This window comes from Leisingera aquaemixtae, assembly GCF_001458395.1.
Taxonomy (GTDB): Bacteria; Pseudomonadota; Alphaproteobacteria; order Rhodobacterales; family Rhodobacteraceae; genus Leisingera; species Leisingera aquaemixtae.
The window spans coordinates 219,505-235,117 of the sequence record NZ_CYSR01000010.1; the positions used below are offsets into that span (position 1 = coordinate 219,505).

The 15,613-nt window shown below is 64.7% G+C and carries 16 protein-coding genes; 10 read left to right on the forward strand and 6 right to left on the reverse strand.

What is annotated here, in order from left to right:
• Positions 1-70: 70 nt before the first annotated feature.
• Positions 71-1,117, reverse strand: coding sequence for a PAS domain-containing sensor histidine kinase (locus PHA8399_RS04795; RefSeq protein ID WP_058285043.1), 1,047 nt, complete (start codon positions 1,115-1,117; stop codon positions 71-73).
• A gap of 310 nt (positions 1,118-1,427) precedes the next feature.
• On the opposite strand from PHA8399_RS04795, the gene PHA8399_RS04800 reads away from it, so the two are divergent.
• Positions 1,428-2,192: a MauE/DoxX family redox-associated membrane protein gene (locus PHA8399_RS04800; RefSeq protein ID WP_058285044.1), complete on the forward strand. Its 765-nt coding sequence runs from the start codon at positions 1,428-1,430 to the stop codon at positions 2,190-2,192.
• A 6-nt stretch (positions 2,193-2,198) separates the two neighbouring features.
• Here PHA8399_RS04800 and PHA8399_RS04805 read toward each other — a convergent pair whose 3' ends face one another.
• Positions 2,199-2,834 (reverse strand): DUF1326 domain-containing protein, encoded by a 636-nt coding sequence (locus PHA8399_RS04805; protein ID WP_058285045.1) that lies wholly within the window; start codon positions 2,832-2,834, stop codon positions 2,199-2,201.
• A gap of 182 nt (positions 2,835-3,016) precedes the next feature.
• Here PHA8399_RS04805 and pheS point away from each other — a divergent pair, with 182 nt between their 5' ends.
• The 3 genes from pheS (at position 3,017) to pheT (ending at position 7,281) form a co-directional block, all read left to right on the forward strand.
• Positions 3,017-4,090, forward strand: a complete 1,074-nt coding sequence (gene pheS / locus PHA8399_RS04810) for a phenylalanine--tRNA ligase subunit alpha (RefSeq protein ID WP_058285046.1) — start codon at positions 3,017-3,019, stop codon at positions 4,088-4,090.
• A 73-nt stretch (positions 4,091-4,163) separates the two neighbouring features.
• The gene (locus tag PHA8399_RS04815; RefSeq protein WP_058285047.1) at positions 4,164-4,514 is read left to right on the forward strand and encodes a DUF2513 domain-containing protein; all 351 of its coding nucleotides are present in this window, start codon (positions 4,164-4,166) and stop codon (positions 4,512-4,514) included.
• Between the two features lie 370 nt (positions 4,515-4,884).
• A complete protein-coding gene (gene pheT / locus PHA8399_RS04820) occupies positions 4,885-7,281 on the forward strand; it encodes a phenylalanine--tRNA ligase subunit beta (protein WP_058285048.1) in 2,397 nt (798 codons plus the stop codon).
• Between the two features lie 90 nt (positions 7,282-7,371).
• Here the strand turns inward: pheT and PHA8399_RS04825 are convergent, their stop codons facing one another.
• Entirely contained in the window at positions 7,372-8,250 is an 879-nt protein-coding gene (locus PHA8399_RS04825; protein ID WP_058285049.1) for a LysR family transcriptional regulator, read from the reverse strand.
• A gap of 87 nt (positions 8,251-8,337) precedes the next feature.
• Between PHA8399_RS04825 and PHA8399_RS04830 the strand changes: the two genes are divergently transcribed.
• From PHA8399_RS04830 to PHA8399_RS04850, 5 genes are all read left to right on the forward strand, one after another.
• Positions 8,338-8,973: a class I SAM-dependent methyltransferase gene (locus tag PHA8399_RS04830; RefSeq protein WP_058285050.1), complete on the forward strand. Its 636-nt coding sequence runs from the start codon at positions 8,338-8,340 to the stop codon at positions 8,971-8,973.
• 51 nt (positions 8,974-9,024) lie between these two features.
• Complete coding sequence (locus tag PHA8399_RS04835; RefSeq protein ID WP_058285051.1) at positions 9,025-9,687, forward strand: phosphoribosyltransferase; 663 nt, start codon at positions 9,025-9,027, stop codon at positions 9,685-9,687.
• A complete protein-coding gene (locus PHA8399_RS04840) occupies positions 9,678-10,127 on the forward strand; it encodes a YtoQ family protein (RefSeq protein WP_058285052.1) in 450 nt (149 codons plus the stop codon). Before PHA8399_RS04835 ends, PHA8399_RS04840 begins: the two co-directional genes overlap by 10 nt.
• Positions 10,124-10,654, forward strand: a complete 531-nt coding sequence (locus PHA8399_RS04845; RefSeq protein WP_058285053.1) for a GNAT family N-acetyltransferase — start codon at positions 10,124-10,126, stop codon at positions 10,652-10,654. The genes PHA8399_RS04840 and PHA8399_RS04845 overlap by 4 nt, the downstream gene beginning before the upstream one ends.
• A 222-nt stretch (positions 10,655-10,876) precedes the next feature.
• A complete protein-coding gene (locus PHA8399_RS04850; protein ID WP_058285054.1) occupies positions 10,877-11,413 on the forward strand; it encodes a hypothetical protein in 537 nt (178 codons plus the stop codon).
• 96 nt (positions 11,414-11,509) lie between these two features.
• On the opposite strand, the gene PHA8399_RS04855 is transcribed toward PHA8399_RS04850, so the two are convergent.
• The 3 genes from PHA8399_RS04855 to ald form a co-directional block, all read right to left on the reverse strand.
• Complete coding sequence (locus PHA8399_RS04855; RefSeq protein WP_058285055.1) at positions 11,510-12,316, reverse strand: mechanosensitive ion channel family protein; 807 nt, start codon at positions 12,314-12,316, stop codon at positions 11,510-11,512.
• A gap of 296 nt (positions 12,317-12,612) precedes the next feature.
• On the reverse strand, positions 12,613-13,497 hold the full coding sequence (locus tag PHA8399_RS04860; protein WP_058285056.1) for a hypothetical protein: 885 nt from the start codon (positions 13,495-13,497) through the stop codon (positions 12,613-12,615).
• Positions 13,498-13,784: 287 nt separating this feature from the next.
• Complete coding sequence (ald, locus tag PHA8399_RS04865) at positions 13,785-14,903, reverse strand: alanine dehydrogenase (protein ID WP_058285057.1); 1,119 nt, start codon at positions 14,901-14,903, stop codon at positions 13,785-13,787.
• A 139-nt stretch (positions 14,904-15,042) separates the two neighbouring features.
• Between ald and PHA8399_RS04870 the strand changes: the two genes are divergently transcribed.
• Positions 15,043-15,501 (forward strand): Lrp/AsnC family transcriptional regulator, encoded by a 459-nt coding sequence (locus tag PHA8399_RS04870; protein WP_058285058.1) that lies wholly within the window; start codon positions 15,043-15,045, stop codon positions 15,499-15,501.
• Positions 15,502-15,613: the final 112 nt, after the last annotated feature.

Here is a 15,613-nt window from a genome sequence, read left to right on the forward strand (position 1 = left end):
TTAAATTGCTTAAAACACGCAACCGGCTAGGGGCGTGTGGAAATTCAGTCAAAAACCTGATTGGTGCAGGTCAGCCTCTGGGCAGGCGCAGGGTGAAAACGGTTTGCTCATCGTTCGATTGCGCCGTCAGCAGGCCGCCGTGGCCCTTGGCGATCTGCTGGGCGATGAACAGCCCCAGCCCCAGCCCGTTCTGCGAGTCCCGCATCTCGGCGCGGGTGAACGGCTCAAACAAGCGATCCATGGTTTCCGCCGGGATCGGCACGCCCGCGTTGGTGACGGACAGAAGGAAATCGCCGCCGTCGTCGCGCGCGGCCACCGTCACCGGTTTGCCCGGGGTGCCATGCGTCACCGCATTCGACAGCAGGTTCGAAACCAGCTGGGCCATGCGCTCAGGGTCGCAGTCGAGCGGATCCTGGAAGCTGTACTCTTCGCGCAGCGGCGTGCCCGGATTGGCCAGCCGGATTTCCTCCACGGTCTGGCTCAGCACCGGCCGCAGCTCTGACTTGCGGGCGCGCTCGATCTCAATGCCGTTGCCAAGGCGGGCGCGGGCAAAATCGAGAATGTCGTTGATCAGCGACGACATGCGGGTGACGGACTGGCGGCCCAGGGCCAGGATCTCCAGCGCCTTGGCGGATTGCGGTTCATTCTCCAGGAGCCGCAGCGCCGCGCCGACGGCCGACAGCGGGTTGCGCAGGTCATGGCCCAGGACCGCGATGAACTGTTCGCGGAAACGGGCCTCCTGCTCGCGGGTGGCAAGGTTGGCTTCGTTCTCCTTGGCGCGGGTGATGTCACGGGCGCTGCAGAAATAACGGCTCCCTTCCGGCACCGCGTTCCAGGACAGCCAGCGGTAGGAGCCGTCCTTGTGCCGGTAGCGGTTTTCGAATTGCAGGACCGGATGGCCGTGCTTGACGCGCTCGAACGCAGCCTCTGTCCGGGAGATGTCGTCCGGGTGCACGAAGTGGAAGAACTGGCGGCTTTCGATTTCCTCGGGCAACAGGCCCAGCGTGGTGAACCAGGCGGGGTTGGTGTCGGTGAAGACACCGGAAGCGTCAACGACGCCGAGAAGGTCGGGGGTGACCTTCCAGGTCAAGGTGCTCCGGTCCAGGTGCGTCGGCATGGCGGTACATCCATTTTGCAAGGTGCCGTTTACCGTGCGCATGCAAACCCCCGCCTTGCAAGTGCTAACATGCCGGTCTGGCAGCCAAAATGCCGCCTCTGATCCTCCGCTGCCACGCCTGGCCGCTAGGCCTGGTGCCACAGGGGCGGAAGCGGGCGCCGGCTGGGGCAGGGAGGCGGTGCCGGAGCCCAAAGGCGCTGCCCTGCTGCTGTTTGCGGGCCAGCGGACGTCAGGCGGAACTTAGGGGCGGGGGTGCGGCGTTGAGCCAGTGACGACAACCCATTGGCCGGGACCGGAACAGGAGCACGCAATGACCGCCGCAGACCCCGCGCACAGCGATGCCGCACAGAAGACAGCAACACTCTACAGGATGGATATGCCGGGCCATCTGTGCCCCTACGGGCTGAAGTCCAGGGCGCTGCTGCGCTGGAAGGGGTATGAGGTCGAGGACCACCGGCTGACCACCCGCGAGGAGGTTGAGCGCTTTCAGGAGCAGGCGGGGGTCGAAACAACGCCGCAGACCTATATCGGCGGCGAGCGGATTGGCGGCTATGAGGACCTGCGCGCCCATTTCGGCATTCCGGTCCGTGCTGAGGGGGAGACCACCTATGTGCCGGTGATTGCGCTGTTTGCGATGGCGCTGGGGATCGCACTGGCAGCGCAGTGGACCGCCTTCGGGGCGCTGGCGGGCGGGCGGACGCTGCAGTGGTTTGTCGCCGTTTCCATGTGCTTGCTGGCGCTGCAGAAACTGCGCGATGTGGAAAGCTTTTCCAGCATGTTCCTGAACTATGACCTGCTGGCCCGCCGGTTTGTTCCTTACGCCTATGTGTACCCTTTTGCCGAAGGGCTGGCGGGTCTTCTGATGCTGGCGGGCGTGCTGATCTGGCTGGCGGCGCCGCTGGCGCTGGTGATCGGCACGGTTGGCGCGGTGTCGGTCTTCAAGGCGGCCTATATCGAAAAGCGCGAGCTGAAATGCGCCTGCATGGGCGGCAGCAGCGCGGTGCCGCTCGGCTTTGTCTCGCTTACCGAGAACCTGATGATGGCGGGTATGGGCGCCTGGATGCTGCTGAGCTGAGGGCGCCTAGGCTGCGATCCCGTGCGGGCCGTGGCGGATGATGGCCCATTGGCCATAGGTGTCGTCCAGATCCAGCTTGATCGCCGCGGTGGATTTGCTGGAGGCGCTGCCGATTTCGGCCAGGGTGAACTCGATGCCGCCGGGGATGTCGATGCGGACCCGGTGCTCGCCGCCGCCATGCGGGGCCTGGATCGGGCGGCCTGAGGCGCTGAGCAGCCCCTTGATCTCCACCGTGGCGGTGCGGTTATCGATGTCGGCCTCGTAGTCGATCCGCTTGATGAGCGTCTCATGCACGGTGTCGCACATGGCGCGGAACACCCACCAGTGGGTGGCTTCCTCCTCCGTTTCACCGCCCAGAAGCACGGTCTCAAGCGCCGCGCGCTGAGCATCTGTGGCGCGGTCGTCGATGATCGCCTGCAAAGCGCCCTTGCCTTCGAAGATCGGCCCGGGCCAGGCGTAGAGCAGGGCGGCGCGGGTGCCTGCGAGGTCCGTTTCCTCGAAATGGCCCTTATCGATATGGATCACCTCAAACCCGGTGCAATGCCCGTGGGTGGGCAGATCCTCGAACTGGCAGGGGCAGCCGTAGTTGCAGTTGCAGTTCCCGAAGCTGCGGCCTTCGATGTACCAATCCGCATGTGCCATGGCTGTGTCCTCCGGTGCAGCTGATAAGATGTGCGCGGAGTGTATCACAAAACGGGCATCAATTCAGGCCGGGAACCGGCCCGGCGCAGGGCGGCGACACAGCCGCGCGCCTTCCGCCGCCGCCCTCTTGCTTTCAGCCGCTCTTGTGGTAGCAGGACACAAGCAGAATTCGAGGGGCCGTGATGGACGATCTTAAAGCCAAATACCTGGGTCAGATTGCAGAGGCCGCCGACGAGGCGGCGCTGGAGGCGATCCGTCTTGCCGCCGTCGGCAAGAAGGGCGAAGTGGCGCTGAAGATGCGCGAGCTGGGCAAGATGACCCCGGAGGAGCGCCAGACGGCCGGCCCGGCGCTGAACGCGCTGAAGGATGAGATCAACTCCGCCCTGGCGGCCAAGAAAGCCGGGCTGGAAGATGCCGCGCTGGACGAGCGCCTGCGCACCGAATGGCTGGACGTGACACTGCCGTCGCGCCCCTCCCGCCAAGGCAGCCTGCATCCGATCAGTCAGGTGCAGGAAGAGATCACCGCGATCTTCGCCGAACTCGGCTTCTCGGTCGCCGAAGGGCCGCGGATCGACACCGACTGGTATAATTTCGATGCGCTGAATATCCCCGGACACCACCCGGCGCGCGCCGAAATGGACACGTTTTACATGCACCGCGCCGAAGGCGACAACCGCCCGCCGCATGTGCTGCGCACCCATACCAGCCCGGTGCAGATCCGCTCGATGGAAAAGATGGGCGCACCGCTGCGCATCATCTGCCCGGGCGGCGTCTACCGCGCCGACTATGACCAGACCCACACGCCGATGTTCCACCAGGTCGAAGGTCTGGCGCTGGACAAGGACATCTCGATGGCGAACCTCAAGTGGGTGCTGGAGGAATTCGTCAAATCCTTCTTCGAGGTGGACGGCGTCGAGCTGCGCTTCCGCGCCTCGCACTTCCCCTTCACCGAGCCGTCGGCAGAGGTGGACATCCGCTGCTCCTGGGAGGGCGGTGCGCTGAAGATCGGCGAGGGCGACGACTGGATGGAGATCCTCGGCTCCGGCATGGTGCATCCGAAGGTGATCGCGGCCGGCGGCATCGACCCGGAGATCTACCAGGGCTTTGCCTTCGGCATTGGCATCGACCGTCTGGCGATGCTGAAATACGGCATCCCGGACCTGCGCGCCTTCTTCGACAGCGACCTGCGCTGGCTGCGCCACTACGGCTTCCAGAGCCTGGACATGCCGGCGCTGCATGGCGGTTTGAGCAGGTGAAATTGCTTGAGGTTGCAAACTAAGTAGCTAGGCTCGCCTCTTTTGGCGGGCCTTTTGCATTTAGGAGTTACTTATGAAGCGCAATGATGACTTGTTGCGAGAGATGCTATTTGAGTTTGAGGCGGATCAATCTGGGGTGCTGCATTTTCGGAAGTTTCTCAGCATGCCGCAGGAGCAAATCGAGAGGAACCATCATGTGTCTTTGCTGTCAGACGCTGGGCTGGTTACGCAAGTTTCTGAAACCGGCTTCAGGCTTACAAACATGGGGCACGACTATATTGAAGCCATCAGAAGCGATACGGTTTGGCAAAAGACAAAGGATGGGGCGGCAAAAGTTGGCGGCATGACATTGGGAATGATGCGTGATTTGGCTTTTGCATATCTAAAGCAAGAAGCGTCAGAAAAGCTGGGCATCACCTTTTAGAGGCGAGAGCCAATTTTTAAAACTCAGGGCGCAGCCCCGCATCGCGCCCGACCCGCCCCCCCCCAGCGCGGAACCAAGGCCGAGAGGCCGCCGCGCCATCGCCTGACCGCCCGCACGGGCAGGCGATTTGGTGACGCAGGCACATCAGCTTGAAGTTCTACGGACTGGGCCGGCATAAACTGCCAGACACCACCGTCGTTCGCCTCCCCGCGGTCAGGCGATGGCGCGGCTCCACGCTCCCCCGGTACGGGCTTTTCCACCTCACTGAGCGCCATCCTTGATTCCCCCAGCGCTGAACCCTTGAACCTTGGCGTATTCTTTGCCATTGCCTGAGGTCAAACACGCATGTCTGCCAAGGGGTCCCCGACCGATGAAATTCACGCTTTCCTGGCTGAAAGACCACCTCGACACCGACGCCTCGGTGGAGGAGATCACCGACGCCCTGACCGATCTGGGCCTTGAGGTCGAAGGGGTCGTCAATCCGGCCGATGCGCTGAAGGATTTTACCCTCGGCTATGTGAAGCACGCCGAGAAGCACCCGGATGCCGACAAGCTGCGGGTGTGCAAGGTGGACACCGACGAGGGCGAGCTGCAGATCATCTGCGGCGCGCCGAATGCGCGGGAAGGCATCACCGTGGTGGTCTGCAAGCCGGGCATGTATGTTCCGGGCCTGGATATCACCATCGGCATCGGCAAGATCCGCGGCATCGAGAGCTTTGGCATGATGGCCTCCGAGCGCGAGCTGGAGCTGTCGGAGGAGCATGACGGCATCATCGAACTGCCCTCGGGCGCGGTCGGCGACAAGTTCGTGGACTGGCTGGCGGAGAACGATCCGGCCAAGGTTGATCCGGTGATCGAGATTGCGATCACCCCGAACCGTCCCGATGCGCTGGGCGTCTATGGCATCGCCCGCGATCTGGCGGCGCGCGGTCTCGGCACCCTGAAGACCCGCGCGTTCGAGGCGATCCCGGGCGATTTCGACAGCCCCATAAAGGTCACCATCGACGAAGACACCCTGGACGGCTGCCCGCTGTTTGCGGGCCGGGTGATCAAGGGCGTCAAGAACGGTCCCAGCCCGCAGTGGCTGCAGGACCGGCTGACAGCGATCGGCCTGCGCCCGATCTCGGCGCTGGTGGACGTGACCAACTTCTTCACCTTCGACCAGAACCGCCCGCTGCATGTGTTCGATGCGGCCAAAGTGTCCGGCAGCCTGCGGGTGCACCGCGCCCAGGGCGGCGAGACGCTGGTGGCGCTGGATGAGAAGGAATACACCCTGGGCGCGGGCCATATGGTGATCTCCGACGAAAACGGCGTGGAGAGCATCGGCGGTATCATGGGCGGCGCCGCGACCGGCTGTACCGAGGAAACCGTGGATGTGTTCCTGGAGAGCGCGTTCTGGGATCATGTGCAGATCGCGATGGCGGGCCGGGCGCTCAAGATCAACTCCGACGCACGCTACCGGTTCGAGCGCGGTGTGGATCCGGAATACACCATCGAGGGCCTGCACCGGGCGACCCAGATGATCCTGGATATCTGCGGCGGCGAGCCGTCGGAGATGGTGATTGCCGGCGACGTGCCGGATCATTCGCGCGCCTACAAGCTGGACAGCGGCCGGGTGCAGTCACTGGTGGGGATGGAGATCCCGGAAAGCGACCAGCGCCAGACCCTGACCCGCCTCGGCTTCCGCCTGGAGGGCAACATGGCGCATGTGCCCAGCTGGCGGCCTGATGTGCAGGGCGAGGCCGACCTGGTGGAAGAAGTCGCGCGGATTGCCTCGCTGACCAAGCTTCAGGGCAAGCCCCTGCCGCGGCTGACCGACGGGATTCCGAAGCCGGTGATGACGCCGCAGCAGCGCCGCCAGCAGATGGCGCGCCGCACTTGCGCCAGCCTCGGCTACAACGAGATCGTCAGCTACAGCTTCATCGACAAGGCCTCGGCGGCGCTGTTCGGCGGCGGCGATGATGCCGCCATGCTGGCCAATCCGATCTCTTCCGAGATGTCGCACATGCGTCCGGACCTGCTGGCGGGCCTCTTGCAGGCTGCGGCCCGCAATCAGGCGCGCGGGTTCATGGATCTGGCGCTGTTTGAGGCAGGGCCTGCCTTTACCGGCGGCGAGCCGGGCGAGCAGGTCAACCAGATCGCGGGCCTGCTGGTCGGGCGCACCGGACCCAAAGACGTGCATGGTGCTTCGCGCGCGGTGGACCTTTATGATGCCAAGGCGGATGCTGAGGCGGTTCTGGCGGCCATCGGCGCTCCGGCCAAGGTGCAGATCCTGCGAGACGGTGCTGCCTGGTGGCACCCGGGCCGCCATGGCCGCATCTGCCTGGGTCCGAAGAAGACCCTCGGCGTCTTTGGCGAGCTGCATCCGAAGGTGCTGAAAGAGATGGGGATCAAGGGTGCGGCCGTGGCCTTTACCATCTTCCCGGATGAGGTGCCGCTGCCGCGCAAATCCGGCGCCACCCGCCCGGCGCTGGCGATCAGCGACCTGCAGGCGGTGGAGCGGGACTTCGCCTTTGTGGTCGATGCGGATGTCGAGGCGCTGACGCTGGTCAATGCCGCTGCCGGTGCCGATAAGGCGCTGATCGAGGATGTGCGCGTCTTTGACGAGTTCATCGGCGGCTCCCTGGGCGAGGGCAAGAAGTCGCTGGCGATCACGGTGCGGCTGCAGCCCAGCGATAAGACGCTGAAAGAAAAGGATATCGAGGCGGTGAGCGAAAAGATCATCGCCAAGGTCACCAAGGCCACCGGCGGCACCCTGCGGGGGTGACGGCGGGCCCAAGACTTTTTGAAAAGTCTTGGCAAAAGTTTTGGGAAAACTTTTGGGCAGCGCACCCGTTGGGGCGCTGCCTTTTCCGTTTCACCTGGCGGCAAAGAACTCCGCCAGCAGGTCGAACACCAGCCGGATGCGGCGGCTGGTATGCAGCTCGCGGTGGGTGGTCAGCCAGACCGGGAAGGTGATGGCATCGCTGCCGGGCAGCAGCCGCTCCACCTCCGGCGCGGCGGCGGCGACCTCGTCCGACATCGGGGTGATGCCGAACCCCTGCCGGACCAGCTCCCAGGCCACCAGGCCGCTGTTGGAACCGATGCGGAAGTTCTCCGCCGTGACCGGGATACCCATCGGGTCCAGATAACCAATCATCCGCTCCGTATCGCCGAATCCAACGAAATCATGGGTCCCCAGCTCCGCGAAGGACGCTGGCCGGCCGCGCCGGTTCAGATAGCTTTTGGCAGCATAGAAATGCCCGGTGGCCTCCTGCACCAGGCGGGCGATCAGCTCGGGCTGTTCGGGACGGACATGGCGGATGGCAATGTCCGCCTCGCGCCGCATCAGGTCACGGATATCGTTGGCGGCCACCACGTCGATGGTAAGCTTCGGCGCCCGCTGGCGCAGCTGGTGCAGCACCGGCGGCAGCACATGTGCCGACATCACATCCGAGGCGGTGATCCGCACCGTGCCCTCGATGGACTGGGCCTGGCCGGAGGCGGCCAGGGTCAGACCGTTCGCGGCCTCGCCCATCTTGCGGCTGTGGGACAGCAGCTCGTGCCCGGCTTTGGTCAGCGCCAGGGCACGGCCGAGGCGTTCAAACAGCAGCACGCCCAGTTCCGCCTCCAGCGCCGCGACCTGGCGCGAGAGTGTCGGCTGGGTGAGGCCAAGCTGGCGCGCGGCTGCGGACAGCGATCCCGTCTCGGCAGTGGCCAGAAACGCGCGAATATGGTTCCAGTCTGGGTTTTCCATGCAAATATGTATAACAACCTTGCGGATTTCGGCAATTTCTCTGTGGTCCTTGCATGGATAGGCTAAGGGTCAGCAAGGAGAGCCGCCATGACAGCCGACGCCCGCTTTTGGGACAGAATCGCCCCGAAATACGCCAATGCCCCGATCCGGGACCTCGATGCCTACCGCTACACGCTGGAGCGGACCCGGTCTTATCTGAAAGACAGCGACAGGGTGCTGGAGCTGGGCTGCGGCACCGGCTCCACTGCGATTGCGCTGGCCGCCAGCGCGGCCGAGATCACTGCCACCGACCTGTCGGAGGGGATGCTGAAGGTGGGGCAGGAGCGGGCTTGGAATGCGGCAGCTTCCAATGTCGAATTCCGCTGCTGCGGCGTGCTGGACGCGCCGGAGGGGCCGTTTGATGCGGTGATGGCCTTCAACCTGCTGCATCTGCTGCCGGATCTGGAGGCGGCGCTGGCCTCGATCGCGGCCAAACTGCCCGCGGGCGGACTGTTCATATCCAAGACACCCTGCCTGGGCGAGGCGCGGGGGTCCTGGAAGTACTGGATGTACAGCATTGCGATTCCGCTGATGCGGCTGGCGGGCAAGGCGCCCGGCCATGTGGATTTCCTGGATATCCGCACGCTGGAGGCCGCAGTGCAGCGCGCAGGCTTTGAGATCATCGAGACCGGCAACTACCCGGCGGACACGCCCGGGCGCTACCTGGTGGCGCGGCGCCGCTGAGGCGTTGCCTTTTGCGCCGGCGCGCTAGGTTACGGGGTGGAGGCGTCCCGGATGTTTGAGGACCGGATCACTGCCGGGCTTCAGCTGGCCGAGAGACTGGCTGAACTGGAGATGCAAGACCCCGTGGTGCTGGCGCTGCCGCGGGGCGGGGTCCCCGTGGCGCTGCCCATTGCGCAGAAACTGAACGCACCCCTGGACCTGATCCTGATCCGCAAGATCGGCATGCCCGCCAACCCGGAGCTGGCGGCCGGCGCGCTGGCGGAGGGCAGCAAACCCATTTTCAACGACGCCCTGCTGCAGGCCATGGGCATGAAGCCGGAGGACTTTGCCTCTCAGGTTGCCGAGGCGCGCAAGGAGAATGCCGCCCGCCGCGCCAGCTATTTGCAGGGGCGCGACCCTGTGGATCTGGAGGGCCGCACCGTTATCGTGGTGGATGACGGCATCGCCACCGGCGCGACCTTCATGGCGGCGCATTTCTGGCTCAAGGAGCGCAAGCCTGCAGAGGTGATCCTGGCGGTGCCGGTGGCGCCGCCGGAAGCGGTGGACGAACTGCGCCCGCTGGTGGATACTGTGGTCTGCCTGCTGAGCCCCAGGGAATTCTGGGCGGTCGGCGCGCATTACAGGGATTTTGCACAGACCAGTGATGATGAGGTCACGGCTGCCTTGGCTGCGGCCCCGCAGGCTGGCGCAGGAAAGGACAAGACGTGGCATTGAAGGTATATCTTTCGGGCGAGATTCACACCGATTGGCGGGAGCAGATCATCGACGAAGCACAAGGGCTGGAGGTGAGCTTCAGCGCGCCGGTTACCGATCATGATGCCAGCGACGATTGCGGCGTGGCCATCCTCGGGGCTGAGGGGAACAAGTACTGGCACGACCACAAGGGCGCGATGGTGAATGCGATCCGCACCCGCAAGGGGATCTCGGACGCCGATGTGGTCGTGGTGCGGTTCGGCGACAAATACAAGCAGTGGAATGCGGCCTTTGACGCGGGCTATGCCGCTGCCCTGGGCAAATCCGTGATTGTGCTGAGTCCGCCAGAGCATCAGCACGCGCTGAAGGAAGTCCACGCGGCGGCGCTGGCGGTGGCAGAGGAGCCGCGCCAGGTGGTCGAAATCCTGCGCTATGTGCTGACCGGCACCCTGCCTGGATGAGCTGTCCGGTTCTGGAGACGGAGCGGCTGGTCCTGCGCCCGCATCGGGTGCAGGATTTTGCTGCCGTCGCGGCGCTCTGGGCGGAGCCGGAGGTGGTGCGGTTCATTTCCGGCCAGCCCTCGACCCTGCAGGAAAGCTGGACCCGGCTGCTGCGCTATATCGGCCATTGGCAGGCGCTGGGCTATGGCTATTGGGCGGTGACCCTGCGCGGCAGCGGCAAGTTCATCGGCGAGGCGGGGTTTGCCGATTTCCGGCGCGCGATGGAGCCGCCGCTGGACGGCATCCCCGAAGCGGGCTGGGTGCTGGCGCCGCAGATGCAGGGCCAGGGGCTGGCAACCGAAGCGGTGCGCCGGATGCATCAGTGGGCTGCGGAGGCCACGGATTGGGCGGAGACCGCCTGTATCCTTGATCCCTCTCACGCGGCGTCCCAGCGGGTGGCGCGCAAGCTGGGATACACCCCTGCAGGCGAAGCGGTGTACAAGGACGCCCCGGCGCTGGTCATGAAACGGCCGGTCGCGCGCGTCTGAGGCGGGGGTCTCCCGCCCCTGAAGGCGCTTCGAAGGAAGCGCCATGCAGCGTTGGGCGCGGCGGTGGCTCGCCCGCTCGGGCGCCGCTGGTTTTTTACGGCGGTTTTCCCTTTTTGCGGTCATTCAACGCTTCGTTAAGCGCGGTGGCCTAGGGTGATGGAAACGACACCAGACAGTTGACAGGGCAGCCGCTCGCTTAACCGGGCGATGCCGGGAAATTCCATGACGAACCGCCGCAGACCACCCTCGCAAATCACCCCGCAGATTGAGGATGCGGGCCTGTTCAAACGCGAGGTGCGCGACGTTCCGGTGGAGCTGGTGCCGGTGTTCAGCCGCAACAACCGCCGCGATCTGGTGGTGACGGGGATCGTCCGGCCGGGGACTGAGATTGAAGTGGTATTTGCCGGCCGCCGGATGCGTGAAGCGGCAGCGCTGGTGGAGCGGATGAAGAAACTGCGGGCGCAGGGGGTGCGCGCGGCGATGACCGGGCATGACGCGATGGTCCGGATTCAGCAGCTGCGGCTGCCGGTCCAGGTGCGCGGCACCTGGCGGCTGCGGTTTGAACCCGATGCCTCCGGATGGGAGGTCAAAAGCTATCAGCTGCTGGCTGCGCAATGGGCCTTTACCGATCTGGACGGCAGAACGGTTGTCTGCGGCTGGCCGCCCGAACAGCCGCAGGACAGGCGGCTGGAGCGGGGCCGTGCGGCGCGGGCGCGCCAGGCCGCCGCGAGTGCCGCCACCGCCGCCCGGGCGCGCTGAGCCGGCCGCTGCCGCAACGCAGAACGCCCCGCCGCAGGCGGGGCGCCGGGCCCAACGGGATGAGGCCCGCAGGGGCCGAAGACGGGCGGGAGAGCCTCAGCCTTCCTTTTTGACTTCCACTGTGTGCGGGTAGGGGATCGAGATGCCCTTGGCGTCAAACGCCTCTTTCACGCCCTGCATCAGGGCAAATTTCAGCTCCCAGTAATCCTCGGCCTTGCACCAGAGCCGTGCGGTCAGATCGACGGAGCTGTCGCCCAGATTGGTGACCCGGACCCAGGGTGCGGGATCCTGCAGCACCCGGGCGTCGGCGTTCGCCTGCTCCAGGATGATCGCCTTGGCCGCCTCGGCGCTGTCGCCGTAGTCGATGCCGAACACCAGATCGGCGCGGCGGGTAGGGTGATGCGAGAAGTTGGTGATGATCGCGCCCCAGGCCTTGCCGTTGGGCATAATGATCTGCACGTTGTCCGGCGTCGCCAGCTCGGTCACGAAGAGGTTCAGATCCTTCACGGTGCCCGAGGTGCCGCCGATGTCGACAAACTGGCCGATCTTGTAGGGGCGGAACAGGATCAGCATGACCCCCGCGGCCAGATCGCTGAGCGTTCCCTGCAGCGCCAGACCGATCGCCAGGGTGGCTGCACCCAGCATGGCGACCAGGCTGGTGGCCTCAATCCCGAAGATGTTGAGGACGGCAACCAGCACCACCAGGAGCAGCACCCAGCGTACTGTGCTGGCGGCAAAATTGCCCAGTGTCGGGTCGATCTGCGGCGTGCTGTTGATCCGCCGCCGCACCACGCTGCTGATCCAGCCGGTGGCAATCCAGCCGAGGATCAGCACCACCAGCGCCTTGGCGCCGCTCACCATCAGGGGCCAATAGGCGCCTGCCTCTTGCATCATCTGTTCCATCTGCGCTGTCCCTCCGCACTGTCATTCATTGCGCCGGACTGTCGAGGAAGAGCCGGGCTGTGGCAATAGGGCGCAGCGGGGAAAGTTCGGGCGGTGAAGGCTCAACTGACGCGGGCGGTGTGAAGCGCTGCCAGCGCAGTGCAAGGGCTGGCGGTGGAGGGGGTGGTTTCTGCGGGGCCTGACTGCACTCCGCAGCACATCAAAAGGCCCCGCCAACGAAGGGGGGGCCTTTCTGGTGCGGCGGGGCCTGTCCGCCGGGAAACACAAGTGACGTCAGGCAACAGGCCGGGCGCTGATCAGGCCAGGTCGAACTCGTCCGCGTCCATTTCCTCAGCGGATTCCGGCTCTGGCAGGGCGTAATCGTCCAGGCTCAGCGCCGCTATCAGATCCTGGCCGGAAAGCTCTTCGGTGCCGCTGAGCGCATCGTCATAGGCCGCCAGCAGCGCATCGGCGTCCGCGAAACCGCCCTCCGGCGCTGCAATGCGGAACAGCTCCCCTTGGGAGCCGTCCTCGCCAGGGCCGTAAAAGACGACGCCCTCCACCGCGGCCAGATTGCCGCCCATCTCATCCGACAGGTAATAAGACAGGTAGCTTTCAAAGGTGGGCTCGGTTCCCTCGGGAAGCGCAGGCACGCTGTAGGGGTTCGGATCGGGTTCTTCGTCCAGAATGTAGGTGCCCCCAAGCGGCTCGCCGGTTTCGGAAAACACCTCCCCGAAGAAAACCTTCCCATAGACGGGATCTTCCGGCTCCTCCGGCTCCTCGGGGTCGCTGCTGACGGCCTTGATCGAACCTGCGCCGGTGGTCGTTGAGGTGGCTCGGATGCCGAAAACGTCGATTTCATCCAAGTCTTCGATGTCCAGGGCAACCGTCATCGTATCCCCGGCCTGCAAGTAGGTTTCCTTGGTTTCCCCCTCCGGGCCAAGGCCGGGTCTGCTCAGCTCGGTGGCTTCGTCCCACTGCACCTTTTCGCCGTCCAGTCTGGCGCCGTTCATGTTCAGCGGGCCGCCCAGGGATTCGCTGGAGCCGGAGAAGTCGTCATCGCCGAAGTAGACCGCGTTCACGTCCATGGCGCCTTCATCGACCGCGATATCGGCAAAGAAGTCGCCGTTCTCCTCGTAGACGGTGACGGTGTAGGAGAGGCCCTCCACCACATAGGTAAAGATCTTTGAACTCTCAGGCATAGGGGTGCTTTCACTCATGACCGGAAATGGCTGAGCGGCCTTGCCCGCCGGCCGTTGCTGTTCAGAAATGCCGCATTTTCACAAATTCGCCATATTTTTAACAAAATTTGCGGGGGCTAAAAACCGCTCAGCCGGGAACAGATTTTACCGATTGTCTCCAATAGGTGAACAGCGGCTGGACCGGGTGCACGGCTGCCTGCGGGTGACGCGCTGGACGTCCAGATAAGCAAAAGCCCCGCCGGTTGGGCGGGGCTTTCCCATTTTCGCAGTGCTTTCGGGTCTAGGCCTTACTGCTTCAGCGCCAGTTTCGGCGACAGCACGTCCAGACCCAGGGCTTCGCCGACCGCGTAGTAGGTCAGCTGGCCTGCGTGCACGTTCAGGCCGTTCAGCAGATGCGGGTCGTCCTCGCACGCCTGGCGCCAGCCCTTGTTGGCCAGGTTCAGCATGAAGGGCAGGGTCGCATTGCCCAGGGCCTGGGTCGAGGTGCGCGCCACGGCGCCCGGCATGTTGGCCACGCAGTAGTGCATGATGCCGTCGACCTCATAGATCGGGTCGGCGTGGGTGGTCGCCTTGGAGGTCTCGAAGCAACCGCCCTGGTCGATGGCAACGTCCACCAGAACCGCGCCCGGCTTCATCTCGGACAGCTGTGCGCGGGACACCAGCTTCGGCGCAGCCGCACCGGGAACCAGAACCGCACCGATCACCATATCGGCGTCGCGGACCAGCTCGGCAGTGGCGCCGGCGGTGGAGTACTGGTTCTTGAAGGAGCGGCCGAAGACGTCGTCCAGGTACTTCAGGCGGGTCAGCGAGCGGTCGAGGATGGTGACATCCGCGCCCATGCCGGCCGCAATCTTGGCTGCGTGGGTGCCGACGACGCCGCCGCCGATCACCACAACCTTGGCCGGGGCCACACCGGGGACGCCGCCCATCAGCACGCCGCGGCCGCCGTTGGCCTTTTGCAGGGTATAAGCGCCAACCTGCGGGGCCAGGCGGCCGGCCACTTCCGACATCGGCGCCAGCAGCGGCAGGCCGCCGCGGTCGTCGGTGACGGTCTCGTAGGCAATTGCAGTACAGCCGCTTTCCAGGAGGTCCTTGGTCTGCTCCGGATCGGGTGCCAAGTGCAGGTAAGTGAACAGCAGCTGGTTTTCGCGCAGCATCTTGCGCTCAACCGCCTGCGGCTCCTTCACCTTCACGATCATGTCGGCGGTGGCAAAGATTTCCTCGGCGGTGTCCAGGATCGCGGCACCGGCAGAGACATAATCCTCGTCGGTGAAACCTGCGCCCAGGCCGGCGCCTTGCTGGATCACAACCTCGTGGCCGCGCAGGACGGCCTCGCGGGCGGCGTCCGGGGTCATGCCGACGCGGAATTCCTGCGGTTTGATTTCAGTGGGGCAGCCGATTTTCATCTGAGTATCTCCTCAAAACTCTCTGCGGTCATAATGCCGCAGGCAGCCCGGAATGTGCTGCTTTTTTGGGCGGATTAAAAACATGCCTTTCGAAGATTCTTCGCGTAATATGGTCGAACACAGCAAGGATCTTCGCATAATGCCGCTGGACGAAACAGATCGTCGCATACTCTCGGTACTTCAAAAGCAGGGACGCATCTCCAACGCGGACCTGTCGGAGCGGGTGAACCTGTCTGCTTCGGCCTGCCACCGGCGGGTGCAGCGGCTGGAGGCGGAGGGGTATATCCGCGATTATGTCGCGCTGCTGGACGCGCGCAAGATGAATGTGCCGTCGACGGTGTTTGTCGAGATCACCCTGTCCGGCCAGGCGGATGAAGTGCTGGACGCGTTTGAAAAGGCGGTGTCCAGAATCCCGGATGTGCTGGAGTGCCATCTGATGGCGGGGACGGCGGATTACATCCTGAAGGTGGTGGCGGAAAACACCGAGGATTTCGCCCGCATCCACCGCCAGCATCTGGCGCGGCTGCCGGGGGTGGCGCAGATGCAGTCGAGCTTTGCGCTGCGCACCGTGTTCAAGACCACGGCACTGCCGGTCTGAGGCGCTGGCGGGGGTGATTTGCGTGCACCTTCTGTACACCCTCTGTGCACCCCCTGAGTGCCCTCCGCGCCAGAGGGGGCAGTTGATGCGCCAGCCGGTTGCGCGGGCGGGT